Below are 25,863 nucleotides of genomic sequence, written 5' to 3' on the forward strand. Positions count from 1 at the left end.
CTTAAAGCGTTTCCGTTGGCGACAGCGGCACCGCGCGACGGCGGCGCCGCTGGATAAGCCCCGCATTGTCCAGCACCCAGTAAACCAGCTTCGCGACCACCAGACAGGCGCCGAATACCACCATAAAAAAGACCACGCGCGACACAAACGCATCCAGCCCCTCGCGGGCCAGCACAATCATGTTAAAGATGGCGCCAAAGCAGAAGCTGTGCAGGATAGCGGCTTTATAACGGTTCGGTTCACGATTGCCGCGCTCATACAGCCAGTCGAACCATTTGATGATAAGCCCGACCGCCACCGCGCCAAGAGGGATAAACCACACGCCGCCCATTACCACCAGCGAGCCCAGCAGCGTCGGGGAGATAGCCAGCCCCGAATGGTTGTTCAGCACTTCCCAGGTAAAATAGTTGGCGGTATTGAGAACGATATGCGGCCGGTCCGGCCAGATCCACGACGGAATGAACACGTAGAAATCGCGCGCAATCGGCGCCAGCCCCTGAAACTCGATATCGCCATAATGTTGCAGCAGCAGCGCCAGGTTTTCCCACGGCGAGAAAGTATCGCGCGTGAGATAAAGAAAGGTGTAAAACGCTTCGTCGCCGCTGACGTTCAGCCCGTAGCGCTTCAGCGCCAGCCAGAACATCCCCACGATCCCCATCACGCCCGCCGCAGCCAGCATCCCAAGCGAGATCCAGCCGCGAATAATGCCGATAAACAGGAAAATGGCGAATGCGATAATGATATTGGCGCGCGTGCCGCCGACAATCATATAGGTCAGCAGGCCAAACCCGACGGTACTAACGAGGAAAAAGAGCCACGCGCGGCTGTCCTGGCGCAGGAAATAGACCACCAGCATCGCCGGAATAAAGAAGTAGAAAAAGCGCTTGAGCGCCACGCCGGAGACTTCGCTGGAGAAAATCTGGCTATAGGAGTGCAGCCGGAACAGCAAAAAGCCGTTATGCATAAAGAAAATGCCGACGCTCACCAGGGCAACCGCCATCATCACCAGCCACGCCAGATGGGTTTCGACGCGGTTCATGGTGAACAGCCCGCCGCCGGAGGACGCTGCCTGCGCGCGCGCCGCCCGCAACCGCGTTTTATAGGTGACGTAGTAGACCGCGTAGAAACAGCCCGCCGACAGCAATGCCTGCAATAACACCTCCGCAGGCACCACCGCCACGTCAAAGCGAAACACCAGAATGCTGGTCAGCGGAAAACCGAAGAAAAACGTCAGCAGGAACAGCAGCGAGAAAAAGACGTTAAAGTTGAACCGCACCCGGCGGAATTCAAACCAGGTCAGCGTGCCGATAAACAGCGTCGCCAGCAGCCAGACGATAAACAGGCCGCTGAATTGCAATGAGCTCATGCCACTTCTCCTGAAGCGATACGCAGCGCGCGGTGCCAGCCCGTCAGGTAATTAGGTTTAAAGAACGCGATTTGCGATTTATCGACCATCTGCAACTGACGCTGCGCCTCGCGCACCGTCACCTCGTTAAGCTTATCGCCGGTAAACAGTACCGGCAGATTTTGTTCCACCATATCCTGCCAGAACGGGTTTTCACGACTCAGCACGCACGGCACGCCCGCCTGGATAAGCAGGCACAGCGTGCCGATCCCCTGCTGGCGCGCAAAAATGAAATAACCGAGATCGCACTGGCGCAGTAGCGCCAGATAGGCGTCGAAATCAAGCTTTTCACGCAGGACGTTGAGGTTGTCCGGGCTGAACAACGCCTGTCCGGCCCGCGTTACTTCATCGATCCACGCCTCGTTATTCGCCGGATACCCCATCGGCACAATTACGTTAACGTTATCGCCGAACTGCTGATGCACCGCCTGCAACGCCGCGATATGGTCATTACTCCGATCGCCGGAGTTACCTACCAGAATCGTCAGCTTCCCGTCGCGCTCAGGCGGCGGCAGCTGGTTTAACCCTTCATCCATCTTCGTCGGGAAATAGAGCAGCTCGCCCGGCACGCCAGGGTGGCGCTTCGCAAAGTGGCTGAGATCGCCGCGAGTGGCGAACACCTGGCCTACGCGCCCCTGCGCCAGTCGGCGCAGCCGGTAAAAGAGCTGAAACTTCAGGCTGCGCGAAGCTTCATAAAGATCGGCGCCCCAGATATGCCAGCTCACCTGCGCGGGTTTCAGCCCGCCGCTCAGCAATGCCAGCCACAGCGGCACATTAAACTGGCCGTGCAGGAAAAAGCGCTGCTGCCGATTTTCACGCGCCAGCGCCACTACGGCGCGGGCGAGCGTTTTTTTATCAGGAAAGATGCTCAGCGAAAGCGACGGATACGGCTGGCTGAGTTGTTCATCGGCGCTGACCACCATAAAGCGGCGCGCCTGGTCGTTAGTCTCTGCCAGTTCATCGTTAAAGAAACGCAGTACCGTCTGGTTATGATGGGGAATATCGGACCCCAGAACGTGAATCAATGCTGTCATGTCTGTCTGCGCCAGAGTAAAAATACGCCACAACAGAGGGCGAAATAGACAATATAGGTCGCCATATAGGCTTGTGCCGCGCCCGCCGCGCCGTGCGCCGGGATCAGCCAGTATGAAAAGCCGGTTAATAAAGCAAACTGGCTGACTTCCGTCAAAATATAAAAGCGCAGCGAGGCTTTCGCGATAATCAGGTAGCCGAAGACGTAAGCGCCCACTTTCAGCACGTCGCCCACCAGTTGCCAGGCAAAAAGGTCACGCATCGCGGTAAACTGCGGCGAGAACAGCAGCCAGATGGCGACATCCCGCAGCAGATACACCGCGAGGCTCGCCGTCGCCACCGCAGGCAGCACGAACTTCAGCGCGCGCCCGATTTCGCGGGTGATGTCGCGCTTCGCCTCAAGGCGCGACAGCGTCGGCAGCAGCCAGACGCTGAACGACGCGGTAATAAACTGTAAATAGGCGTCGGAGATGCTGCTCACCCCCTGCCAGATGCCCACGGCCTCCCACCCGTAACGGGCAGCCAGCAGGTTTCGCATCATCACGTACGCGACCGGCAGCGTCACCGCCGTCATCAGGGCCATCAGCGTGAATTTACCGAGATGGCGCGCCAGCGGGCCGTCCCACGCGGGTTTCAGGTAGCGCAGCGGCACATGCTCGCGCCGCAACAGCATCCAGACTGCCGGAATAGCCACCAGCGCAGGCACCAGCGCCAGGCCCAGCAGCGCGCCTTCATACCCGCCAAAGTGAAAACAGGCGTAATACGCGGCCACGCCGATAAGGCTGCCGATAATCAGCGCCAGCGCGTTACCCGCCGCGTCGCGAAAGCCTTTGATAATCGCGAGCGTCAGGTTGGCCCAGGCGATCCCCATCTGGATGAAGGCCACCATACGCACCACGTTTTCATAGCGATCGTGGCCAAACAGCCCCACGCTAATCGGGCCTGCCGCCAGCAGAAAAATCACCGCCAGTAAGGTCGAGAAGCCCAGCACCATGGCCGATGCCGTGCCCGTGACGCGTTGAAGCCCGGCGGCGTCATGCTGATGCTGCGCGACCAGTTTCGTCACGCCGTTGAAAATGCCTGCCCCGGCCAGCACGCCAAGTACCGTAATTAGCTGACGGAAGTTCCCCGCCTGGCCGACGCCCGTCGGCCCGAAGGCGACGGCCAGCAGTTTGACGACCACCAGCCCCGCGCCGATTTTGATAAGCGTGGACCCGGCGGTCCACACGGAAGCTTTAGCGAGCGACATATCAGCCGAAATAGCTCAGTAGCGTATTGATCACCGTGCGCTGATTGACCGGCGCGAGGTTAAAGAACAGCGGCAGGCGCAGCAGGCGTTCGCTCTCAGTGGTAGTGAAGCGGTCTTCGCCGTGGAACTCGCCGAATTTTTCACCCGCCGGACAGCCGTGCAGCGGAATGTAGTGGAACACCGCCAGAATCTCCGCCTCTTTGAGGTAGGCGATAAGCTTGCTGCGATCGTCAATATCGCGAAGCTTGATGTAAAACATATGCGCATTGTGGCGGCAGGTGTCAGGGATCGACGGCAGCGTGATGCGCCCGGCGCGCGCCAGCGGCGCAAGCGCGTCGTAATAAGTCTGCCACAGCGTCAGGCGCTGCTGGTTAATACGGTCTGCCGCTTCCAGCTGCGCCCAGAGGTAAGCCGCCTGCAAATCAGACATCAGATAGCTGGAGCCGATATCGCGCCAGGTATATTTATCCACCTGACCGCGGAAAAACTGGCTGCGGTTAGTGCCTTTTTCGCGAATGATTTCTGCGCGATCAATCAGCGCCGGATCGTTAATCAGCGTCGCGCCGCCTTCGCCGCCTGCGGTGTAGTTTTTGGTTTCATGGAAGCTAAAGCAGCCGATATGACCGATGGTGCCAAGCGCCCGGCCTTTATACGTCGACATCACGCCCTGCGCGGCGTCTTCCACCACATAGAGCTGATGCTTTTCAGCAATCGCCATGATGACGTCCATCTCGCAGGCCACGCCCGCGTAATGCACCGGCACAATGGCGCGCGTCTTGTCGGTGACGGCCGCTTCGATCCGCGTTTCGTCGATATTCATAGTGTCCGGGCGGACATCCACGAAGACGATTCTCGCGCCGCGCAGCACAAAGGCGTTAGCGGTGGAGACAAACGTAAAGCTCGGCATGATCACTTCATCGCCCGGCTGGATGTTCAGCAGCAGCGCCGCCATCTCCAGCGACGCGGTGCAGGACGGCGTCAGCAACACTTTCGGGCTGCCGAAACGATGCTCCATCCACTGCTGGCAGCGGCGGGTAAAACCGCCGTCGCCGCACAGCTTGCCGCTGCTCATCGCAGACTGCATATAGTCGATTTCCGTGCCAACCACGGGCGGTGCGTTAAATGGGATCATGATAGTTACCTGTATAACCAATAAGCGGTGCTTTCAATGTTGCCGCCGCTGGCAATATAGCGGCGCAGCGCGGCGCGGTTGCCCGCCTGCGTCGCTACCCGCAAGGTGTAAAGCCCGCGCGTGACGCACCACTGGCGCGCCGCCTGCATCAGGGCTTCTCCGGCGCCGCGACCGGCCAGCAGGCCGATGCGGGCTTCTTGTTCGTTCAGCGCGCGCAGCGTGACGAAACCGCGAAGCGCCCCCTGCGGCGTGCGCAGGATAAGACATTCGTGGTCGAACGCGCCTTTTACCGCGTTTTCAACCCACTGTGCGTAAAACCGTCCGCTGGCGTCAGGCGCATACCAGGGCGCGCGAAACCGGCTCATGGCGAAGGCCTCCGCCGCCGCGTCGCGCAGCAGCGGAATATCGTCGGACGTGGCGGAAGTTATCTGCGCGTCGCGCGCTGGCGCGTCAGGCGTCAGCGCCAGCGCGAAATCGACGTCGCCCTCGACCAGCCGGAAGCCGAGCTGCGCCAGACCATCCAGCAGATCGCCGCGCGCGGCGGGCACTTTCGCCTGCACGCGCGACCAGGCGTCTAATTGCGCCACGTCTAACGCCGGTGCGGTATCGGAGAAACGGACAATCGCGCTGTCGATGCCGAAAAACCGGCTCTCCCACTCAAGAGGCTCAATACTGGCGTGGACGTGCACGGAGCAGCTCCAGCAAATACTGGCCGTAGCCGGTTTTGGCAAGCTGCTGCGCGACGCGTCGGACGTCGTCGTCATTAAGCCAGCCGTTGCGCCAGGCAATCTCTTCCAGACATGCGATTTTAAAGCCCTGACGTTTTTCGACGGTCTGCACGAAAGTGCTGGCCTCAATCAAGCTGTCATGTGTGCCAGTATCAAGCCAGGCGAAACCACGGCCCAGCAACTCGACATTAAGTTTGCCTGCCTCCATGTACATCTGATTAATGGAGGTAATCTCAAGCTCGCCGCGGCTGGAGGGCTTAACCTGCTTCGCGTACTCCACTACGTTACTGTCGTAGAAATAAAGCCCGGTAACGGCCCAGCGGGATTTCGGATGCGTCGGTTTTTCTTCAATAGAAATGGCGCGGAAATCGTTGTCAAACTCGACCACGCCGAAGCGCTCAGGATCCATAACCTGATAGCCGAACACCGTTGCGCCTTCGGTACGTGCCGCCACATGGCGCAGTTTCGGGCTAAATCCCTGCCCGAAGAAAATATTATCGCCCAGCACCAGACAGGAAGGACCGCCCGCAAGAAAATGCTCGCCAATAATGAACGCTTGCGCGAGGCCATCCGGACTCGGTTGCACGGCGTACTCCAGCGAAATGCCAAAAGCGGAACCATCACCCAGCAGGCGCTGGAAATAGATCTGGTCTTCAGGCGTAGTGATGATGAGCACTTCGCGGATCCCCGCCAGCATCAATACAGACAGCGGATAGTAGATCATCGGCTTGTCGTAGATGGGCAGAAGCTGTTTGGAAACGCCGCGAGTAATAGGATGAAGGCGGCTGCCAGAGCCGCCCGCCAGAATAATGCCTTTCATACCGGTCTCCCGTCGTGTTTAACGCGCAAGCCCCAGACGCTGGCCCTGATAGCTGCCGTCCTGAACCTGCTTCCACCAGGTCTCGTTGTCGAGATACCACTGCACCGTTTTACGCATTCCGCTTTCAAAGGTTTCCTGCGGGCGCCAGCCGAGTTCGCGCTCGATTTTGCTGGCGTCGATGGCGTAGCGCAGATCGTGGCCGGGACGGTCCTGGACGAACGTAATAAGCGAACTGTACTGATCCACGCCCGCCGGTTTTTGCGGCGCCAGTTCTTCCAGCAGCGCGCAGATGGTTTTCACCACGTCGAGGTTTTTCTGCTCGTTATGGCCGCCGATGTTGTAGGTTTCGCCCACCACGCCTTCGGTCGCCACCAGGCAGAGCGCGCGCGCGTGGTCTTCCACATACAGCCAGTCGCGGATCTGCTGGCCATTGCCATACACCGGCAGTGGTTTACCCGCCAGCGCGTTAAGGATGGTCAGCGGGATCAGTTTCTCCGGGAAGTGGTACGGCCCGTAGTTGTTGGAGCAGTTGGTCACGAGGGTCGGCAGGCCATAGGTGCGCCGCCAGGCGCGAACCAGATGGTCGCTGCCCGCTTTGGACGCGGAGTACGGGCTGCTTGGCGCATACGGCGTGGTTTCCGTAAAGAAATCATCAAGACCATGCAGATCGCCATACACTTCGTCAGTCGAGATATGGTGAAAGCGAAACGCTGTTTTTTCAGCATCAGCCAGCTCGCTCCAGTAGCGGCGCGCGGCCTCTAAAAGCGTATAGGTGCCGACGATATTCGTTTCGATAAACGCCGCCGGGCCGTCGATAGAGCGGTCGACATGGCTTTCCGCCGCCAGATGCATCACGACATCCGGCTTAAACTGCGTGAACAGACGGTCAAGGCTCTGCGCGTCGCAGATATCCACCTGTTCAAAAGCAAAGCGTGAATCCTGCGCGACCGGCGCCAGCGACGCCAGGTTCCCGGCGTAGGTCAGCTTATCGAGCACCAGCACGGCGTGGTCGGTGTTCTGGATGAGGTGTCTGACAACGGCGGAGCCGATAAACCCGGCGCCGCCCGTAACCAGAAAGCGTTTCATCGCCAGACTCCTTTGGTGTCGACGACCCAGGCGTGGTTGAGCGTCGAGCCGTCAATGGCTTTGAACTGCTGATGATCAACCAGCATCACCAGCACGTCGGCTTGCGCCAGCGCGTCGTCGAGCGAGCTCAGACGGCACTTGCCTTCAAGGCGTGCCGGCAGCGTATGGATATTGGGCTCGACAACCAGCGTTTCGCCGCTGTGCCAGTCGGCGATAAGCTCAGCGATTTCCATCGCCGGGCTTTCGCGTAAATCGTCGATATTCGGTTTAAACGCCAGACCAAAGCAGGCGATTTTCACCTCGCTCGCGCGACGGTTGGTTGCGGCAAGGCAGTCGGCCAGCGTGCTTTTCACCTGCTGGATAACCCAGTGCGGTTTGTGGTCGTTCACTTCGCGCGCGGTGCGGATAAGACGCGCCTGCTGCGGGTTTTGCGCCACAATAAACCACGGATCGACCGCAATGCAGTGGCCGCCGACGCCAGGGCCCGGTTGCAGAATATTTACGCGCGGGTGGCGGTTCGCGAGGCGAATCAGCTCCCATACATTAATGCCCTGATCGGCGCAAATGAGCGACAGCTCGTTGGCGAACGCAATGTTCACATCGCGGAAGCTGTTTTCGGTGAGTTTGCACATCTCGGCGGTGCGGGAGTTGGTCACCACACACTCGCCTTCCAGGAAGATTTTATACAGCTCGCTGGCGCGCGCCGAGCAGACCGACGTCATGCCGCCAATCACGCGATCGTTTTTAATCAGCTCGACCATCACCTGGCCTGGCAGCACGCGCTCCGGGCAGTAGGCGATATTAATATCCGCCGCCTCGCCCGCCTGTTGCGGGAAGCTGAGATCCGGACGCAGCGCCGCGAGCCACTGGGCCATCTGTTCAGTCGCGCCGACCGGCGATGTGGATTCCAGAATGACCAGCGCGCCTTTACGCAGCACCGGCGCGACAGACTCCGCCGCCGCCTGTACGTAGGCCATATCCGGCTCGTGATCGCCCTTGAACGGCGTAGGAACGGCAATCAGATACGCGTCCGCTTCGACAGGCTGAGTGCTGGCGCGCAGGAAACCGCCTTCCACGGCGGTTTTCACAACGTTATCGAGCTCCGGCTCGACAATATGAATTTCACCCCGGTTAATGGTATCGACCGCATGCTGATTGATGTCGATGCCGATGACCTGTTTTTCTCGCGACGCAAAGGCCGCCGCGGTGGGTAAACCGATATAACCCAGACCAATCACCGAAATGGTTTTAAAACTCATAGTGATACCCGATTATTTTTAAGTGCATGTAATATCCGTTCGCATGCCTGGCCGTCGCCATAAGGGTTATGGGCGTGGCTCATGGCCTGGTACGCCGCCTCGTCGTTCAACAGGCGCGTCACTTCGGCGACGATACGCTGCGTGTCCGTGCCCACCAGACGCACCGTGCCCGCTTCGACCGCTTCCGGCCGCTCGGTGGTTTCTCGCATGACCAGCACCGGTTTACCCAGCGACGGCGCCTCTTCCTGGATGCCGCCGGAGTCGGTCAGGATAAGCCAGGCGTGATTCATCAGCCAGACAAACGGCAGGTACTCTTGCGGCTCGATCAACACGACGTTTTCGACGTGGCCCAGAATACGGTTTACCGGCTCGGTGACATTGGGGTTGAGGTGGACCGGATAGACAATCTGTACATCGCGGTTTTGCGCGGCGATATCCGCCAGCGCGCGGCAGATCTGTTCGAATCCTTCACCGAAACTTTCGCGACGATGGCCCGTGACCAGAATCATTTTCTTGTCGCCGTCCAGGAACGGGTATTGCGTTTCAAGGCGCAGGCGCAGCGATTCATCCGCCATTACGCGGTCGCGTACGGCGATCAGCGCATCGATAACCGTGTTGCCGGTAACGAAGATCCGCGCTTCAGGGATGTTTTCACGCAGCAGATTCTGGCGCGACAGTTCGGTAGGCGCAAAGTGGTACATGGCCAGATGACCGGTGAGCGTGCGGTTGGCCTCTTCCGGCCACGGCGAGTAGAGATCGCCGGTGCGCAGCCCCGCCTCAACGTGACCGACCGGAATGCGCTGATAAAACGCGGCCAGGCTGGTGGCGATGGTGGTGGTAGTATCACCATGCACCAGCACCACATCCGGGCGGAATTCGGTCAGAATCGGTTTCAGCCCTTCCAGAATGCGACAGGTGATCTCGGTGAGCCCCTGTCCGGGCTTCATGATGTTCAGGTCGTAGTCCGGCACAATGGAAAAAAGATGCAGCACCTGATCCAGCATCTCGCGATGCTGAGCCGTGACGCAAACCCGGGTATCGAACGCGGGATCCTGTGCCAGCGCATGAACCAGCGGCGCCATTTTGATGGCTTCTGGTCGCGTGCCAAAAACGGTTAGTACTCTCACAACGATTCTCTTCAGTTGACGATGAAGGCGACGCGCGCCTTCATCCAGGACGCGTGCTTATGCGGTGCGACGGCGGCGGACCAGAGCCACGCCAGCGCCAGTCAACGCCCCAACGGCTCCCCACATGATCATCAGGAACGCGCGACGTGGGCTGTCGCGTTTAACCGGCTCTTCCGGCGTGCGCAGATAGCGATAGGTCTGAAAGCGCGGGTCCAGCGTCGGCCCCACGTTCAGCGTCGCCAGCATCGCCCGGTTCTGGTCGTAGTCGATGTCATAGGTCGGCCCTACCGCCTGGAGATTTTCCAGACGCGCCTGCAACAGCGGGCGACCCAGCATGAACAGTTCAGAATCCGGCAGCTCATCTGCGGGGACGTCCGTTTCGCTGCGAGAAATGTTGTGTTGTTCCGCCACCTGCAACGCCTGTTGAACGTTGTGCACGCGACGATCGAAAATGGATTTCGCGACGGCTTCCTGACGCTTCACCTGCGCTTTCATCTGCACGGTGCGCGCCGCCCAGGCGCCTTTCAGCTCATCGTTGAGATGGCTGGCGGCCCGCTGGCTGGCGAACGCGATGTACTGACGCAACAGGTTATTGGCGTCCGGCGCGGTTTCCGCGATCAACCGAATATTATCGTTTTGATTGCGGGTCACGTCGCCTGCGGTGAACTGAATATTGTCGATAAACTCATCAAGCAGCGCAGCGTCCGCTTTGCTGTTGCCGACCTGACGCTGTTTGTAATAGTCCGTCTGCAACCAGAAATCGCGGCGGGTATCCCAGGCGGAGAGCTGCATGATGAATTCTTTATAAGCATCGTCCATCACCGAGGGCTGATCCGCCGGCACCAGGTTGGCTTTCGCATCCAGGTTGCGCAGGAACTGCTGCTGCGAGTAGTAGCCGCCCAACATGTTGACGGTGGGTCGGTCGGTGATGGCCATCGCGCTCCACTCCTGGCGCGCGAAGAACGTGTAAGTGAGCGCGACCAGCGCAAACAGCACGGCCATGCCGACTATCCAGAATTTCCCTGCCCACAGCGTTCGGAACAGACCACGAATATCCAGCTCATTATCTGCCACTCCTGGCGGAGTGCCCGGCACTTTTTGATTCATCACGTCCCCGTTTTTCTTTAATTAGCGGTGGGCTTGTTGCTTCCGCGCTTAATGCGACGCTTAACGCGTTTGATAAAGCGCGCCACTTTCCATGCCCGTTTGATACAGTAGCCGTAGAAGAAAAATGCTAGCAAGAATAATGCCAACATTACCCACTCAGGGATAATATGGGCCGCATATTCCGATGCCACGCCAATACCGGCCAACAGCGCGGCGGCGAGCGTAATCAGGACAAACGCCTGACGAGAAGTAAAACCGGCGCGCATGATCAGATGATGAATGTGCTGGCGGTCCGGTGAAAACGGACTCATACCTTTACGCAGGCGGCGGTACATGATGGCTATCATGTCCATCAGAGGAATCGCGATGATCCAGAGCGCGGTCACCGGGCTTATCGGATGCGTTTTCCCCTGCGTGGTTTCCAGCAGGATCCAGATAACGGTAAAACCGATAAGCGTACTGCCCGCATCGCCCATAAAGACTTTATAGCGCCGCCCGAAGGCGCCGAGATTGAGCAGGATATAAGGAAGGATGGCGGCTATCATGGCGAAGCACCACATTGACAGGCTGGTCTGTCCGTCGAACCACAGGATCATCCCGATGGCGGCGAAAGAGACGCACGAGAGCCCGCCCAGCAGACCGTCGATGCCGTCGACCATGTTGAAAGCGTTAATTGCCGCCCAGACGGCAAACAGCGTCAGGAAATACCCAAACGGCCCCAGCACCATCTCCCATGAGCCGAAAATATACCCGAGGCTTCGCAGATAGAGCCCGCCTACCGTCATCATCACCACGCCGATAACGGCCTGGATAACGGCGCGGATTTTCACGCTGATGTCATAACGGTCATCCAGCGCGCCGACAAACACCAGCACCCCGGCGCTCGCCAGGTATAACGCCGCATGAGGAATGTAGTAGTCCGCAATGAAAAAGGTAAAGCAGATGCCTGCGTAGACGGAGATGCCGCCCACGAGCGGGATAAGCCCCTGATGGCGCTTACGGAAGTTGGGTTTATCGACCAGACCAACTCTTTTGCCCAGCTTTCGTGCAAAAAAAAGAAAAACAAATGTGAATAAAAAAATACTGATTAGCTCAGTACCAACGGTAACTAAATTCACAGTGTGCGCTCTCTGCAAACGTTAAGTCCGGAGGAAGTATAACTGCGGCAGTCAGGCTTTCTAAGCACTCCTCCGCCCCTCATCCCTGAACAGACTAATTATTATTCAGTAAGATAAACATAGCTCAGACCAGCTCAAAACTGACGCGCCTTTACTGTAAATCCTGTAAAGATCGCGCCTGCTGCCTATCGTATAGAGCAACAAAGAAAAACGCCACGTCGTGACGTGGCGTTCCCCGAGTTCCCGCTAACTACGAACGTTTCATCATGTCGAAGAATTCGTCGTTAGTTTTGGTCATCGCCAGTTTATTAATGAGGAATTCCATCGCGTCGATCTCACCCATCGGGTGAATAATTTTACGCAGGATCCACATTTTCTGCAGTTCTTCCTGAGTCGTCAGCAGCTCTTCTTTACGGGTACCGGAACGGTTGTAATCGATAGCCGGGAAGACGCGTTTTTCCGCGATCTTACGAGAGAGGTGCAGTTCCATGTTACCGGTGCCTTTAAACTCTTCGTAGATAACTTCATCCATTTTCGAGCCGGTATCAATCAGAGCAGTCGCAATGATGGTCAGGCTGCCGCCCTCTTCCACGTTACGCGCCGCACCGAAGAAACGCTTCGGACGATGCAAGGCGTTCGCGTCCACACCACCGGTCAGTACTTTGCCGGAGGCCGGCACGACGGTGTTGTAAGCGCGCGCCAGACGGGTGATGGAGTCGAGCAGAATGATAACGTCTTTTTTGTGCTCGACCAGGCGCTTGGCCTTCTCGATAACCATCTCGGCGACCTGAACGTGGCGGGAAGCCGGTTCGTCAAACGTGGACGCAACCACTTCGCCTTTCACCAGACGCTGCATCTCGGTTACTTCTTCCGGACGTTCGTCGATGAGCAGTACCATCAGGACGCAATCCGGATGGTTATAGGCGATGCTCTGCGCGATGTTCTGCAGCAGCATGGTTTTACCCGCTTTCGGCGGCGCCACGATAAGACCACGCTGACCGCGGCCGATCGGGGATGCCAGATCCAGTACGCGCGCCGTCAAATCTTCGGTCGACCCGTTGCCGCGCTCCATGCGCAGACGAGAGTTGGCGTGCAGCGGCGTTAAGTTTTCGAACAGGATCTTATTACGTGCGTTTTCCGGTTTATCGAAGTTGACTTCGTTCACTTTCAACAGCGCGAAGTAGCGCTCGCCTTCTTTCGGCGGACGAATCTTACCGGAGATGGTATCCCCTGTACGGAGGTTGAAACGGCGGATTTGGCTGGGAGAAACGTAGATGTCGTCGGGACCGGCGAGGTAGGAGCTGTCTGCAGAACGGAGGAAGCCGAAGCCATCCTGCAATATCTCCAGCACACCGTCGCCAAAGATATCTTCGCCACTCTTCGCATGCTGTTTCAGGATGGCGAAAATAATATCCTGTTTGCGCATGCGGGCCAGGTTTTCCAGTCCCATATTTTCGCCGAGAGTAATCAGCTCAGAAACCGGCGTATTCTTTAATTCGGTAAGATTCATAGTGGTGGGTTCTTAAACTCGGGGTAAATCTCGAACGTAATGTTGTGAATGGTATGGCAGGGTCATCCATGCCTGTTAACGGGCTTCATCTCATGTCTGTTCGTTGCCTGGTTGCAGGTAAGGAACGCAGAACTGAAACGACAAGACGGAATGAGTGATAAGTCCCGGAGTTAATGCTCTTCTCGCCTACCGGTCTCGGTATTGACATTGTCACGGGCGGGAAGCGTCGGGTATTACAAGATTCAAACTAAAAGGTAAGTTTAAATTGAAGTCAAAAATTAAGTTAGCATGACTGAAGCCGGGCGTCCAGCGGTCCTGAGTATTTAGGAACCGTGATCGCCCCGGCGGGGAACCATTACGCCAGGTTGGCGTCGAGGAACTCTTTCAGTTGGCCTTTAGACAGCGCACCCACTTTGGTCGCCGCTACTTCACCGTTTTTGAACAGCAGCAGAGTCGGGATGCCGCGGATGCCGTATTTCGGCGCCGTGCCCGGGTTCTGGTCGATGTTCAGCTTGGCAACCGTCAGTTTGCCCTGATATTCATCAGCGATTTCATCAAGGATAGGGGCGATCATCTTGCACGGACCACACCATTCTGCCCAGAAATCAACCAGCGTCAACCCGTCCGCTTTAAGTACATCCGTGTCGAAACTGTCGTCAGTCAGGTGAATAATTTTATCGCTCATGTTTTACTCCAAAGATTAGGCCTGTCATGTTGGTGTAGCATTAACCAACATAAGGTTGACTTTATTTCACCGGATACGCTTTCGTAAAGCAATAGTTAGCTGATATTCTACCACACTATGAGCAAAACACACTTGACTGAACAGAAGTTTTCCGACTTCGCCCTGCACCCTGTTGTAGTTCAAGCCCTTGAGAAAAAAGGGTTTTATAACTGCACCCCTATCCAGGCTCTGGCACTCCCGTTAACGCTCGCGGGCCGTGACGTTGCAGGGCAGGCGCAAACCGGTACCGGCAAAACGATGGCGTTTTTAACGTCAACGTTTCACTATTTACTCTCTCACCCTGCGGCGGAAGATCGCCAGGTGAATCAACCGCGCGCCCTGATTATGGCGCCGACCCGCGAACTGGCGGTGCAGATTCACTCCGACGCAGAGCCGCTGGCTAAAGCCACCGGTCTTAAGCTGGGTCTCGCCTACGGCGGCGACGGCTACGACAAACAACTCAAAGTGCTGGAAAGCGGCGTCGATATTCTGATCGGCACCACCGGCCGTCTTATCGATTACACCAAACAAAACCACGTCAACCTGGGCGCGATTCAGGTCGTGGTGCTCGACGAAGCCGATCGTATGTACGATCTGGGCTTTATCAAAGATATCCGCTGGCTGTTCCGCCGTATGCCAGCCGCCGCGCAGCGTCTCAATATGCTGTTTTCCGCTACACTCTCTTACCGTGTGCGCGAACTGGCGTTCGAGCAGATGAACAACGCGGAATATGTCGAAGTTGAGCCGGAGCAGAAAACGGGCCACCGTATTCAAGAAGAGCTTTTCTATCCGTCTAACGAAGAGAAAATGCGCCTGCTCCAGACGCTGATTGAAGAAGAGTGGCCGGATCGCGCCATTATTTTCGCCAATACCAAACACCGTTGCGAAGACATCTGGGGCCATCTGGCGGCAGACGGTCATCGCGTTGGCCTGTTGACGGGCGATGTGGCGCAGAAAAAACGCCTGCGTATTCTGGATGAATTCACCCGCGGCGATATCGATATTCTGGTCGCAACGGATGTCGCGGCGCGCGGCCTGCATATTCCTGCCGTAACGCACGTCTTCAACTACGATCTGCCGGATGACTGCGAAGACTATGTGCATCGCATTGGCCGTACCGGTCGTGCGGGCGCCAGCGGCCACTCCATCAGCCTCGCCTGTGAAGAGTACGCCCTGAACCTGCCGGCGATTGAAACCTATATCGGCCACTCCATTCCGGTAAGTAAATACAACCCGGATGCGCTGTTAAGCGAACTGCCGCCGCCGAAGCGCCTGTCGCGTCCGCGTACCGGCAATGGCCCGCGTCGTTCCGGCGCGCCGCGTAACCGTCGTCGTACAGGATAAACGCTATGCCCGGCACCTCCTCACTGTATGCGGCAATCGACCTCGGTTCGAACAGCTTTCATATGCTGGTGGTACGTGAGGTGGCCGGGAGCATTCAGACGCTCACGCGTGTGAAACGCAAGGTCCGCCTCGCGGCGGGCCTCGGCGCCGACAATGCCCTCTCGGCGGACGCCATGGAGCGCGGCTGGCAATGCCTGCGCCTGTTCGCGGAACGCCTTCAGGATATTCCCCCATCGCAAATCCGCGTGGTCGCCACCGCGACGCTGCGCCTTGCCACCAATGCCGATATTTTCGTCGCCCGCGCCCAGGAAATTCTTGGTTGCCCGGTTCAGGTCATTGCCGGTGAAGAAGAAGCGCGCCTGATTTATCAGGGCGTGGCGCACACCACCGGCGGCGCCGACAGGCGTCTGGTTGTCGATATCGGCGGCGCCAGTACGGAGCTTGTGACCGGCACCGGCGCGCGGGCAACCTCGCTTTTTAGCCTGCCAATGGGCTGCGTGACCTTCCTTGAGCGCTTCTTTACCGACCGCAGTCTGACGCAGGAGCATTTCGCCAGCGCCGAACAGGCCGCCCGCGACATCCTGCAACCGGTTATCGCGCAGCTGCGCGGCCAGGGCTGGAAGATCTGCGTCGGGGCCTCCGGCACCGTACAGGCGCTGCAGGAAATCATGATGGCGCAGGGCATGGACGAGCGCATCACGCTTGCGAAACTCCAGCAACTCAAGGCGCGCGCTATCCACTGCGGTCGTCTTGAGGAGCTTGAGATCGAGGGCCTGACGCTGGAGCGCGCGCTGGTTTTCCCGAGCGGGCTCGCCATTCTTATCGCCATTTTCAGCGAGCTTGAGATCGAATGCATGACGCTTGCCGGCGGCGCGCTGCGCGAAGGGCTGGTGTACGGCATGCTGCATCTGGCGGTGGATCAGGATATTCGCAACCGCACGCTGAAAAACATTCAGCGGCGTTTTATGGTGGATATTGCCCAGGCCGGGCGCGTGGCGCAGCTCGCGGAACGGTTTGCCGTCAGCGTGGAGCGCGAATGGGCGCTTGACGATCTCAGCCGTGCGCTGCTGCACAGCGCCAGCCTGCTGCATGAAGTGGGTCTGGCGGTCGATTTCAAACGCGCGCCCCAGCACGCCGCTTATCTGGTGAATAATCTGGATTTGCCGGGCTTTACGCCCGCGCAGAAAAAGCTGCTGGCGACGCTGCTGCTGAACCAGACCGGCACGGTCGATCTCTCTGCGCTGCAACAGCAAAACGCCGTCCCGCTGCGCGTGGCCGAACGGCTTTGTCGGCTGTTGCGTCTGGCGATTATCTTCGCCAGCCGTCGGCGCGACGATATGCTGCCTGAGGTCACCCTCACCGCGCGCAATGAAACGCTCACGGCCACGCTCCCGCAGGACTGGTTTTCCATTCACCCGCTGGGGGCGGAAATGTTAGGGCAGGAGCAGCTCTGGCAAAGCTACGTGCACTGGCAGCTCGATGTGCAATAACGCTCAGCGTATAAAAAAACCGCCTCCAGGGGCGGTTTTTTATTATCGGCACAATGCCCGCGGTGTCACCCGCCGCGCGCCTTCGCCAGCATGGCTTTGATATTCGCTACATTCGCCTGGCCTTTTTGCATCCGCTCCTGCGGCGTGACCACTTTACGCTCGGTCTCCCAGTGTAGATCGTCCTGCGGGAGTTCCAGCAGAAAGCGGCTCGGCTCGGGGCGCACCAGCTCGCCATACTGACGGCGCTCTTTGCACAGCGTAAAGGTCAGCTCTTTCTGCGCGCGCGTGATGCCCACATAGGCGAGACGCCGTTCTTCATCGATATTGTCTTCATCGATGCTGCTCTGGTGCGGCAACAGCCCCTCTTCCATACCGACCAGGAACACATAGGGGAACTCCAGCCCTTTCGAAGCGTGCAGGGTCATGAGCTGTACCTGATCGAGCTCTTCATCGCTTTCGCCGCGCTCCATCATGTCGCGCAGCGTAAAGCGCGTGACAACCTGCGTTAGCGTCATCGGCTCGTCGAGATCGGTGCCTTCGAGCATTTCCGTCATCCAGCTAAAGAGCTGGTTGACGTTCTTCATGCGCATTTCCGCCGCTTTCGGGCTGGGCGAGGTTTCAAACAGCCAGGCTTCATAATCGATGCCGCGAATAAGATCGCGTACCGCCGCCACCGGTTCACGCTCAGAGAGTACTGCCACGTCCTGAAGCCAACTGGTGAAGCGCGTCAGCGATTCATACCCGCGCCCGCTCAGCGTCTGGGCAAGCCCCATATCAAAACTGGCCGTGAATAAGCTTTTATTACGCTGATTCGCCCACTCGCCGAGCTTTTGCAGCGTTGCCGGGCCGATTTCACGCTTCGGCGTATTCACGATGCGCAGAAAAGCGCTGTCGTCGCCCGGGTTAGTCAGCACGCGCAGGTAAGCCAGCAAATCTTTGATTTCCGGGCGAGAGAAGAACGACGTACCGCCGGAAATACGATACGGGATGCGGTTTTGCATCAGCATCTTTTCAAACACCCGCGACTGATGATTGCCGCGATACAGGATGGCGTAATCCTTATACTGGGTTTTATTGATAAAATGATGCGCGATAAGCTCGCCGGTAACGCGCTCCGCCTCGTGATCTTCATGGTTCGCAGTAAGGACTTTCAGCTCGGGGCCGTAACCCAGCTCGGAAAAGAGTTTTTTCTCAAAAACGTGCGGGTTATTGGCGATGAGAATGTTAGCCGCTTTGAGAATACGCCCTGAGGAGCGGTAGTTCTGCTCGAGTTTAATCACCTGAAGCGCCGGAAAATCCTGACTTAGCAGCACCAGGTTCTGCGGACGCGCGCCGCGCCAGGAGTAGATCGACTGGTCATCGTCGCCCACCACCGTAAAGCGCGCGCGGCTGCCCACCAGCAGTTTCACCAGCTCATACTGGCTGGTGTTGGTGTCCTGATATTCATCCACCAGCAGGTAGCGAATGCGATTCTGCCAGCGCTCCCGTACCTCTTCATTACGCTGCAATAACAGCGTCGGCAGCAGGATCAGATCGTCGAAATCGAGCACGTTACAGGCTTTCAGATGCGCGTCGTACAGGCTGTAGCAGTGCGCGAAAATGCGCTCACGCTCGCCGATAGCACGGGCGGCGGCCTGCGGCGGGCTCAGCAGATCGTTTTTCCAGTTCGAGATAGTGGAAATCAGCTGTTGTAACAGCACTTTATCGTTTTCCACTAACCCTTCGGTCAGCTCTTTGATAAGCGCCATCTGATCGGTATCGTCAAACAGCGAAAAATTGGATTTCATGCCCAGCGCCACGTACTCGCGCTTGATAATTTCCAGGCCCAGCGTGTGGAAGGTCGAAATCATCAGCCCGCGCGCCTCTTTGCGCCCCATCGTCTGGGCTACACGCTCTTTCATCTCACGCGCGGCTTTGTTGGTAAAGGTGACCGCCGCGATATGACGCGCCTGGTAGCCGCAGCCGCGGATCAGGTGCGCGATTTTGTTGGTAATGACGCGGGTTTTACCGGAGCCAGCACCCGCCAGCACCAGGCAAGGACCAGTGACGAATTCGACGGCTTGTTGTTGGGCGGGGTTCAGACGCATAAATTACTCAGTGAAAGTCAGAGGAGAAGGCGGCTCCCCACAGCAGGTACGAGAGTACGAAGGGAGAAAAACGCGTGGTAGTATAGCCAGCGTTATCAACCCCACTCAAGGCACGATCATGGCAAAAACAGCAGCAGCACTGCATATCCTTGTTAAAGAAGAAAAACTGGCACTGGATCTGCTGGAGCAAATTAAGAACGGCGGCGATTTCGAAAAGCTGGCCAAAAAGCACTCTATTTGCCCGTCAGGCAAAAAAGGCGGTCATTTAGGGGAATTCCGCCAGGGCCAGATGGTGCCGGCTTTCGATAAAGTGGTGTTCTCCTGCCCGGTGCTGGAGCCGACCGGCCCGCTGCATACGCAGTTTGGCTACCACATCATTAAAGTGCTGTACCGTAACTGATAAAAAGGCCTTCTCCATGAGAAGGCCTTTTTTCTGGCGTTGATTGCGAAAAACGTGTCATCGCTTCACGGCGGGTGCGCGTTGCTTACCCGCCCTATAAAAGGGCGGTCACCCGTCGTAGGGTGGGTAAGTGGAAGGCACCCACCTTTTAACAATGCGGATTAATCAGCAACCGCGATACGCTTCATGTCGGTCATATAACCGCGCAGTTTATGCCCCACTTTTTCGATCTCGTGGCTGCGAATCGCATCGTTAACGTCACGCAGTTGCGCGTTATCCACTGCGGTGCCTTCTACGGCTTTACCCAGATCGCCCGGCTGCAGTTTGGTCATAAAGTCTTTCAGCAGCGGCACGGCTGCATTGGCAAACAGGTAGTTGCCATATTCCGCGGTATCCGAGATAACCACGTTCATTTCGTACAGACGCTTACGGGCAATGGTGTTGGCAATAAGCGGCAGCTCATGCAGAGACTCATAGTAAGCAGACTCTTCGATGATGCCAGCAGCCACCATGGTTTCGAACGCCAGTTCAACGCCTGCTTTCACCATCGCGATCATCAGCACGCCTTTATCGAAATACTCCTGTTCGCTGATTTTGCCTTCGAACTGCGGCGCGTTTTCAAACGCGGTTTTGCCGGTCTCTTCGCGCCAGGTCAGCAATTTCTTATCGTCATTCGCCCAGTCCGCCATCATGCCGGAAGAGAATTCGCCGGAAATGATGTCGTCCATATGTTTCTGGAACAGCGGCGCCATAATCGTTTTCAGCTGTTCGGAGAGCGCGTAAGCGCGCAGTTTCGCCGGGTTGGAGAGGCGATCCATCATCAGCGTGATGCCGCCCTGCTTCAGCGCTTCCGTGATAGTTTCCCAGCCGAACTGGATCAGTTTTTCTGCATAAGCCGGGTCGGTACCCTCTTCCACCAGCTTGTCGAAGCACAGCAGAGAGCCAGCCTGTAACATACCGCACAGAATAGTCTGCTCGCCCATCAGGTCAGATTTCACTTCCGCAACGAAAGACGATTCCAGCACGCCCGCGCGGTGACCACCGGTTGCCGCCGCCCACGCTTTTGCGATAGCCATGCCTTCGCCTTTCGGATCGTTTTCCGGGTGTACCGCGATAAGCGTCGGCACGCCGAAACCACGTTTGTACTCTTCACGGACTTCAGTACCCGGACACTTCGGCGCCACCATCACCACGGTGATGTCTTTACGGATCTGCTCGCCCACTTCAACGATGTTAAAACCATGGGAATAGCCCAGCGCCGCGCCGTCTTTCATCAGCGGCTGCACAGCGCGTACAACGTCAGAGTGCTGTTTGTCCGGCGTCAGGTTAACCACCAGATCCGCCTGCGGGATCAGCTCTTCATAAGTACCTACCTGAAAACCGTTTTCTGTCGCCTTGCGCCAGGAAGCACGCTTCTCGGCGATAGCCTCTTTACGCAGGGCATAGGAAACGTCCAGCCCGGAATCACGCATGTTCAGACCCTGGTTGAGGCCCTGCGCACCGCACCCCACGATGACTACTTTTTTACCTTTGAGGTAGCCTGCCCCGTCGGCGAATTCGTCGCGCGCCATGAAGCGGCATTTACCCAGTTGCGCCAGTTGCTGACGCAAATTCAAAGTATTGAAGTAGTTAGCCATGGTGATACCTCGTGATGTTGTATTGTCTTATTGTTCGGTTTATTGCGTCGTCAAAAGCGACGGTACAGATTTCAGGTTACAGGAAGACGGCGTTTTCGCGAGCCCTGGGCGCCAGGGTTGCGAGCCTGGTCAGAGAAAGCCGGCACACCGGTAACCTGAAACCGGTTAAGACCACTATATGACAGGAAATTCGTTGCGGAAATTGATATATTGACAACATCACGTTGCGTTTTCCGCAACGCCATCTCAGGGAGTCGCCTCCATGGATCTACGCGATCTGAAAATGTTCCTGCACCTCGCGGAAAGCCGACATTTTGGCCGCAGCGCACGAGCTATGCATGTCAGCCCTTCGACGCTGTCGCGCCAGATCCAGCGGCTGGAAGAGGATCTGGCCCAGCCGCTGTTTATTCGCGATAACCGCGCCGTCACGCTGACCGAAGCGGGCGAAGCGCTGCGCCAGTTCGCGCAACAGACGCTGCTGCAATATCAGCAGTTGCGTCACGCTATCGACCAGCAGGGGCCGACACTGTCAGGCGAGCTGCATCTGTTTTGCTCGGTGACAGCGGCATACAGCCATCTTCCGCCAATCCTGGATCGCTTTCGCGCCGAACACCCTTCGGTAGAAATTAAGCTGACAACGGGTGACGCCGCTGACGCTGTGGAAAAGGTCAATTCCGGCGAGGCCGATATTGCCATCGCAGGTAAGCCGCAAGCCCTGCCTGCCGCGGTCGCGTTTTCGATGCTGGAAAACCTCAGCGTGGTGCTGATAGCGCCTGCCCTGCCTTGCCCGGTGCGCGCGCAGGTTTCCGCACCGGAGCCGGACTGGGCCCAGGTGCCGTTTATCATGCCGGATCAAGGCCCGGTGCGGCGGCGTATCGAACTCTGGTTTCGCCGCCATAAAATCAGTAATCCGTTTATTTACGCGACGGTCGCCGGACATGAAGCGATGGTGTCGATGGTGGCGCTGGGCTGCGGCGTGGCGCTGATACCGGAAGTGGTGCTGGAAAATAGCCCGGAGCCGGTGCGCAACCGCGTGCTGATACTTGAGCGCAGCGATGAAAAAACGCCGTTCGAGCTTGGCGTCTGCGCACAAAAAAAGCGGCTGCATGAGCCGCTTGTTGAAGCCTTCTGGAAACTCCTGCCGGGCTACCGTTAACCTGCGAGAAAGAACCGAAACGCCGGGTTGCCGGTTTCGTCATGGCACTCGTAGCCAAGCTCATTAAGCCGGGTTTCGAAATCCGGCTCATGTTCGCTGAGTTCAAAGGCCGCCAGCACGCGTCCGTAGTCGGTGCCATGGCTGCGGTAATGGAACAGCGAAATGTTCCAGTGCGTGCCGAGCGTATGCAGAAAACGCAGCAGCGCACCCGGCGCCTCCGGAAATTCAAAGCTGTACAGTCGCTCACGCAACGGCCGCGAAGGGCGCCCGCCGACCATATAGCGCACATGCAGCTTCGCCATTTCGTCATCGGAGAGATCCACCACGCCATAACCATCGCCGGTTAACTGCGCGATAATTTCATGCCGCTCTTCCAGCCCCCGGCTGAGCCGCACGCCAACGAAAATGCAGGCGTCTTTAGCATCGGCGAAGCGGTAGTTAAACTCCGTGACCGCACGTCCGCCCAGCAACTGGCAGAACTTAAGAAAACTGCCTTTCTCTTCCGGGATCGTCACCGCCAGCAGCGCCTCGCGCTGTTCGCCCAGCTCGCAGCGTTCCGAGACGTAACGCAGCCCGTGGAAATTCACGTTGGCGCCAGAGAGCACATGGGCCAGACGCTCGCCGCGAATATCATGCTGCGCGACGTACTTTTTCATGCCCGCCAGCGCCAACGCGCCGGAAGGCTCCGCCACGGCGCGGACATCTTCAAACAGATCTTTCATCGCCGCGCAGATAGCGTCACTGTCTACGGTGATGATGTCGTCGAGATACTCCTGACAGACTCGGAATGTCTCATCGCCGATACGTTTTACCGCCACGCCTTCCGCAAACAGCCCGACGCGCGGCAAATCGACAGGATGCCCGGCCTCCAGCGCCGCTTTCAGACAGGCGGAGTCGGCGGCTTCGACGGCGATCACTTTGATCTGCGGCATCAGTTGTTTGATCAACACCGCGACACCCGCCGCCAGACCGCCGCCACCGACCGGTACAAATACGCGATCGATATGCGCATCCTGCTGGAGCAGCTCCAGCGCCAGCGTTCCCTGCCCGGCGATAACAGCCGGATGATCGAACGGCGGCACGTAAGTAAATCCCTGCTGAGAGAGCGAAATCGCATGAGCTTTCGCCTCATCGAAGTTCGCGCCATGCAGAAGCACTTCACCGCCAAAGCCGCGTACCGCATCCACTTTGATATCCGCCGTGGTGACCGGCATGACAATGAGCGATTTAATACCCAGCCGTGATGCCGAGAGCGCCACGCCTTGCGCATGGTTGCCCGCAGAGGCGGTAATGACGCCGCGCGCTTTCTGCTCATCGGTGAGATGCGCCATCATGGCGTAAGCGCCGCGCAGCTTAAAGCTGTGCACCGGCTGGCGGTCTTCGCGCTTTACCAGCACCACGTTATTCAGCCGTGCCGACAGTTTTTCCATCTTTTGAAGCGGCGTAACCTGCGCCACTTCATAAACCGGAGAGCGCAGCACGGCGCGCAGATATTCCGCCCCGCAAGGGGCGGCAGAAAAGGGTTGCGACTCGGCCATTATCAGCCTCCCAGCTTCGATTTATCGCGCACGGCGCCTTTATCGGCGCTGGTGGCGAGGCTTGCGTAAGCACGCAGCGCGAAGGAAACCTGACGTTCACGGTTACGCGGCGTCCAGGCGTCAGCACCGCGGGCGTCCTGCGCTTCACGACGCGCGGCAAGTTCTTGATCGCTCACTTCGAGCTGGATGCCACGGTTCGGGATATCAATCGCTATCATATCGCCGTCTTCAATCAGTGCGATGTTGCCGCCGCTGGCGGCTTCCGGCGAGACATGACCGATGGAAAGCCCGGAAGTCCCCCCCGAGAAACGGCCATCGGTGATAAGCGCGCAGGCTTTACCGAGGCCCATCGATTTCAGGAAGCTGGTCGGATAGAGCATCTCCTGCATACCCGGACCGCCCTTCGGCCCTTCGTAGCGGATCACCACCACATCGCCCGCGACGACTTTACCGCCGAGGATCGCTTCTACCGCGTCGTCCTGGCTTTCATAGACTTTCGCAGGGCCGCGGAAAACCAGACTGCCTTCGTCGACGCCCGCCGTTTTTACGATGCAGCCGTTTTCTGCGAAGTTGCCATACAGCACCGCAAGACCACCGTCCTGGCTGTAGGCATGTTCCAGCGAGCGGATGCAGCCCTCCTGACGGTCATCGTCCAGCGAGTCCCAGCGGCAGGATTGCGAAAACGCCTGCGTGGTGCGAATACCGGCAGGCCCTGCGCGGTACATCTCTTTCACCGCATTATCCTGGGTGAGCGTGACGTCGTACTGTTCAAGCGTCTGCGGCAGCGTCAGCCCCAGTACGTTATTCACGTCGCGGTTCAGAAGACCTGCGCGATCCAGTTCTCCGAGAATGCCGATAACCCCGCCCGCGCGGTGAACATCTTCCATATGGTATTTCTGGGTGCTTGGCGCAACTTTGCACAGCTGCGGTACTTTGCGGGAAAGGCGGTCGATATCGCTCATCGTGAAGTCGATTTCCGCTTCCTGCGCCGCGGCGAGCAGATGCAGGACGGTATTGGTAGAGCCGCCCATCGCGATGTCGAGCGTCATGGCGTTTTCAAACGCCGCTTTGTTCGCGATATTGCGCGGCAATACGCTGGCGTCATCCTGCTCGTAATAGCGTTTAGTGAGCGAAACGATGCGTTTGCCCGCATTGATGAAGAGATCTTTACGGTCAGCGTGGGTCGCCAGCAGCGAGCCATTGCCCGGCTGCGACAGGCCCAGCGCCTCGGTCAGACAGTTCATGGAGTTGGCGGTGAACATGCCGGAGCAGGAGCCGCAGGTTGGGCAGGCGGAGCGTTCTACCTGGTCGCTCTGCTCGTCGCTGATGTGCGGGTTCGCGCCCTGAATCATCGCATCGACCAGATCGAGCTTGATTATCTGATCGGAAAGTTTAGTTTTACCGGCTTCCATCGGACCGCCGGAGACGAAAATCACCGGGATGTTCAGACGCAGGGAAGCCATCAGCATCCCGGGGGTGATTTTGTCGCAGTTCGAGATACAAACCATGGCGTCCGCACAGTGGGCGTTCACCATGTACTCTACGGAGTCAGCAATAAGCTCGCGAGACGGCAGTGAATAGAGCATACCGCCGTGCCCCATGGCGATGCCGTCATCCACCGCGATGGTGTTGAACTCTTTCGCCACGCCGCCAGCTGCCTCGATTTGCTCCGCAACCAGTTTGCCCAGATCGCGCAGATGCACATGGCCCGGCACAAACTGAGTAAAGGAGTTTACAACCGCGATAATTGGCTTGCCGAAATCGGCATCGGTCATTCCCGTGGCGCGCCATAAGGCGCGGGCGCCCGCCATATTGCGGCCGTGCGTGGTGGTGGCAGAACGGTACTTAGGCATGCTTTTTCACTCCAGTCTCTACAAAAGCCGGGCGGCTGATGCCGCCCGTGCAGGTGTTATT

Annotated in this window: 21 protein-coding genes; 4 read left to right on the plus strand and 17 right to left on the minus strand. The window is 57.9% G+C overall.

What is annotated here, in order from left to right; translation table 11 throughout:
- Position 1: 1 nt before the first annotated feature.
- From wzyE to trxA, 13 genes are all read right to left on the minus strand, one after another.
- Complete coding sequence (gene wzyE / locus AB8W27_RS19640) at positions 2-1,366, minus strand: ECA oligosaccharide polymerase (RefSeq protein ID WP_041923078.1); 1,365 nt, start codon at positions 1,364-1,366, stop codon at positions 2-4.
- Positions 1,363-2,439, minus strand: coding sequence for a TDP-N-acetylfucosamine:lipid II N-acetylfucosaminyltransferase (locus AB8W27_RS19645; protein WP_041923077.1), 1,077 nt, complete (start codon positions 2,437-2,439; stop codon positions 1,363-1,365). The genes wzyE and AB8W27_RS19645 overlap by 4 nt, the downstream gene beginning before the upstream one ends.
- Positions 2,436-3,686 (minus strand): lipid III flippase WzxE, encoded by a 1,251-nt coding sequence (wzxE, locus tag AB8W27_RS19650; protein WP_012814889.1) that lies wholly within the window; start codon positions 3,684-3,686, stop codon positions 2,436-2,438. Before wzxE ends, AB8W27_RS19645 begins: the two co-directional genes overlap by 4 nt.
- Before the next feature lies 1 nt (position 3,687).
- Positions 3,688-4,818, minus strand: a complete 1,131-nt coding sequence (gene rffA / locus AB8W27_RS19655) for a dTDP-4-amino-4,6-dideoxygalactose transaminase (protein WP_041923076.1) — start codon at positions 4,816-4,818, stop codon at positions 3,688-3,690.
- A gap of 5 nt (positions 4,819-4,823) precedes the next feature.
- Positions 4,824-5,507, minus strand: coding sequence for a dTDP-4-amino-4,6-dideoxy-D-galactose acyltransferase (rffC, locus tag AB8W27_RS19660; protein ID WP_012814887.1), 684 nt, complete (start codon positions 5,505-5,507; stop codon positions 4,824-4,826).
- On the minus strand, positions 5,485-6,366 hold the full coding sequence (gene rfbA / locus AB8W27_RS19665; RefSeq protein WP_012814886.1) for a glucose-1-phosphate thymidylyltransferase RfbA: 882 nt from the start codon (positions 6,364-6,366) through the stop codon (positions 5,485-5,487). The genes rffC and rfbA overlap by 23 nt, the downstream gene beginning before the upstream one ends.
- Before the next feature lie 18 nt (positions 6,367-6,384).
- The gene (gene rffG, locus AB8W27_RS19670) at positions 6,385-7,452 is read right to left on the minus strand and encodes a dTDP-glucose 4,6-dehydratase (protein ID WP_041923075.1); all 1,068 of its coding nucleotides are present in this window, start codon (positions 7,450-7,452) and stop codon (positions 6,385-6,387) included.
- Positions 7,449-8,711 carry a UDP-N-acetyl-D-mannosamine dehydrogenase gene (gene wecC, locus AB8W27_RS19675; RefSeq protein WP_012814884.1) on the minus strand — a complete coding sequence of 421 codons (1,263 nt, stop codon included), beginning with the start codon at positions 8,709-8,711 and terminating at the stop codon, positions 7,449-7,451. The genes rffG and wecC overlap by 4 nt, the downstream gene beginning before the upstream one ends.
- A complete protein-coding gene (gene wecB / locus AB8W27_RS19680; protein WP_041923074.1) occupies positions 8,708-9,838 on the minus strand; it encodes a non-hydrolyzing UDP-N-acetylglucosamine 2-epimerase in 1,131 nt (376 codons plus the stop codon). Before wecB ends, wecC begins: the two co-directional genes overlap by 4 nt.
- Positions 9,839-9,895: 57 nt before the next feature.
- Entirely contained in the window at positions 9,896-10,945 is a 1,050-nt protein-coding gene (gene wzzE, locus AB8W27_RS19685) for an ECA polysaccharide chain length modulation protein (protein WP_032807042.1), read from the minus strand.
- Between the two features lie 17 nt (positions 10,946-10,962).
- Positions 10,963-12,063 (minus strand): UDP-N-acetylglucosamine--undecaprenyl-phosphate N-acetylglucosaminephosphotransferase, encoded by a 1,101-nt coding sequence (gene wecA, locus AB8W27_RS19690; RefSeq protein WP_007766338.1) that lies wholly within the window; start codon positions 12,061-12,063, stop codon positions 10,963-10,965.
- A 250-nt stretch (positions 12,064-12,313) separates the two neighbouring features.
- Complete coding sequence (gene rho / locus AB8W27_RS19695; protein ID WP_004386383.1) at positions 12,314-13,573, minus strand: transcription termination factor Rho; 1,260 nt, start codon at positions 13,571-13,573, stop codon at positions 12,314-12,316.
- Positions 13,574-13,928: 355 nt separating this feature from the next.
- Positions 13,929-14,258, minus strand: a complete 330-nt coding sequence (gene trxA / locus AB8W27_RS19700) for a thioredoxin TrxA (protein ID WP_004386384.1) — start codon at positions 14,256-14,258, stop codon at positions 13,929-13,931.
- A 117-nt stretch (positions 14,259-14,375) separates the two neighbouring features.
- Here trxA and rhlB point away from each other — a divergent pair, with 117 nt between their 5' ends.
- On the plus strand, positions 14,376-15,641 hold the full coding sequence (rhlB, locus tag AB8W27_RS19705) for an ATP-dependent RNA helicase RhlB (protein WP_012814881.1): 1,266 nt from the start codon (positions 14,376-14,378) through the stop codon (positions 15,639-15,641).
- A gap of 5 nt (positions 15,642-15,646) precedes the next feature.
- The gene (gene gppA, locus AB8W27_RS19710; protein WP_041923073.1) at positions 15,647-17,131 is read left to right on the plus strand and encodes a guanosine-5'-triphosphate,3'-diphosphate diphosphatase; all 1,485 of its coding nucleotides are present in this window, start codon (positions 15,647-15,649) and stop codon (positions 17,129-17,131) included.
- Between the two features lie 65 nt (positions 17,132-17,196).
- On the opposite strand, the gene rep is transcribed toward gppA, so the two are convergent.
- On the minus strand, positions 17,197-19,218 hold the full coding sequence (gene rep, locus AB8W27_RS19715; protein ID WP_012814879.1) for a DNA helicase Rep: 2,022 nt from the start codon (positions 19,216-19,218) through the stop codon (positions 17,197-17,199).
- Between the two features lie 118 nt (positions 19,219-19,336).
- On the opposite strand from rep, the gene ppiC reads away from it, so the two are divergent.
- A complete protein-coding gene (gene ppiC, locus AB8W27_RS19720; RefSeq protein ID WP_001140255.1) occupies positions 19,337-19,618 on the plus strand; it encodes a peptidylprolyl isomerase PpiC in 282 nt (93 codons plus the stop codon).
- 161 nt (positions 19,619-19,779) lie between these two features.
- Here ppiC and ilvC read toward each other — a convergent pair whose 3' ends face one another.
- Positions 19,780-21,255, minus strand: coding sequence for a ketol-acid reductoisomerase (ilvC, locus tag AB8W27_RS19725; RefSeq protein ID WP_012814877.1), 1,476 nt, complete (start codon positions 21,253-21,255; stop codon positions 19,780-19,782).
- Between the two features lie 262 nt (positions 21,256-21,517).
- On the opposite strand from ilvC, the gene ilvY reads away from it, so the two are divergent.
- A complete protein-coding gene (ilvY, locus tag AB8W27_RS19730; protein ID WP_012814876.1) occupies positions 21,518-22,411 on the plus strand; it encodes an HTH-type transcriptional activator IlvY in 894 nt (297 codons plus the stop codon).
- Here ilvY and ilvA read toward each other — a convergent pair.
- Both ilvA and ilvD read right to left on the minus strand, forming a co-directional pair.
- Positions 22,408-23,949 (minus strand): threonine ammonia-lyase, biosynthetic, encoded by a 1,542-nt coding sequence (gene ilvA / locus AB8W27_RS19735; protein WP_012814875.1) that lies wholly within the window; start codon positions 23,947-23,949, stop codon positions 22,408-22,410. The genes ilvY and ilvA overlap by 4 nt on opposite strands.
- Positions 23,950-23,951: 2 nt before the next feature.
- Entirely contained in the window at positions 23,952-25,802 is a 1,851-nt protein-coding gene (gene ilvD, locus AB8W27_RS19740; RefSeq protein WP_012814874.1) for a dihydroxy-acid dehydratase, read from the minus strand.
- Positions 25,803-25,863: the final 61 nt, after the last annotated feature.

It is taken from the genome of Cronobacter turicensis (genome assembly GCF_041222865.1).
GTDB classification, from domain to species: domain Bacteria; phylum Pseudomonadota; class Gammaproteobacteria; order Enterobacterales; family Enterobacteriaceae; genus Cronobacter; species Cronobacter turicensis.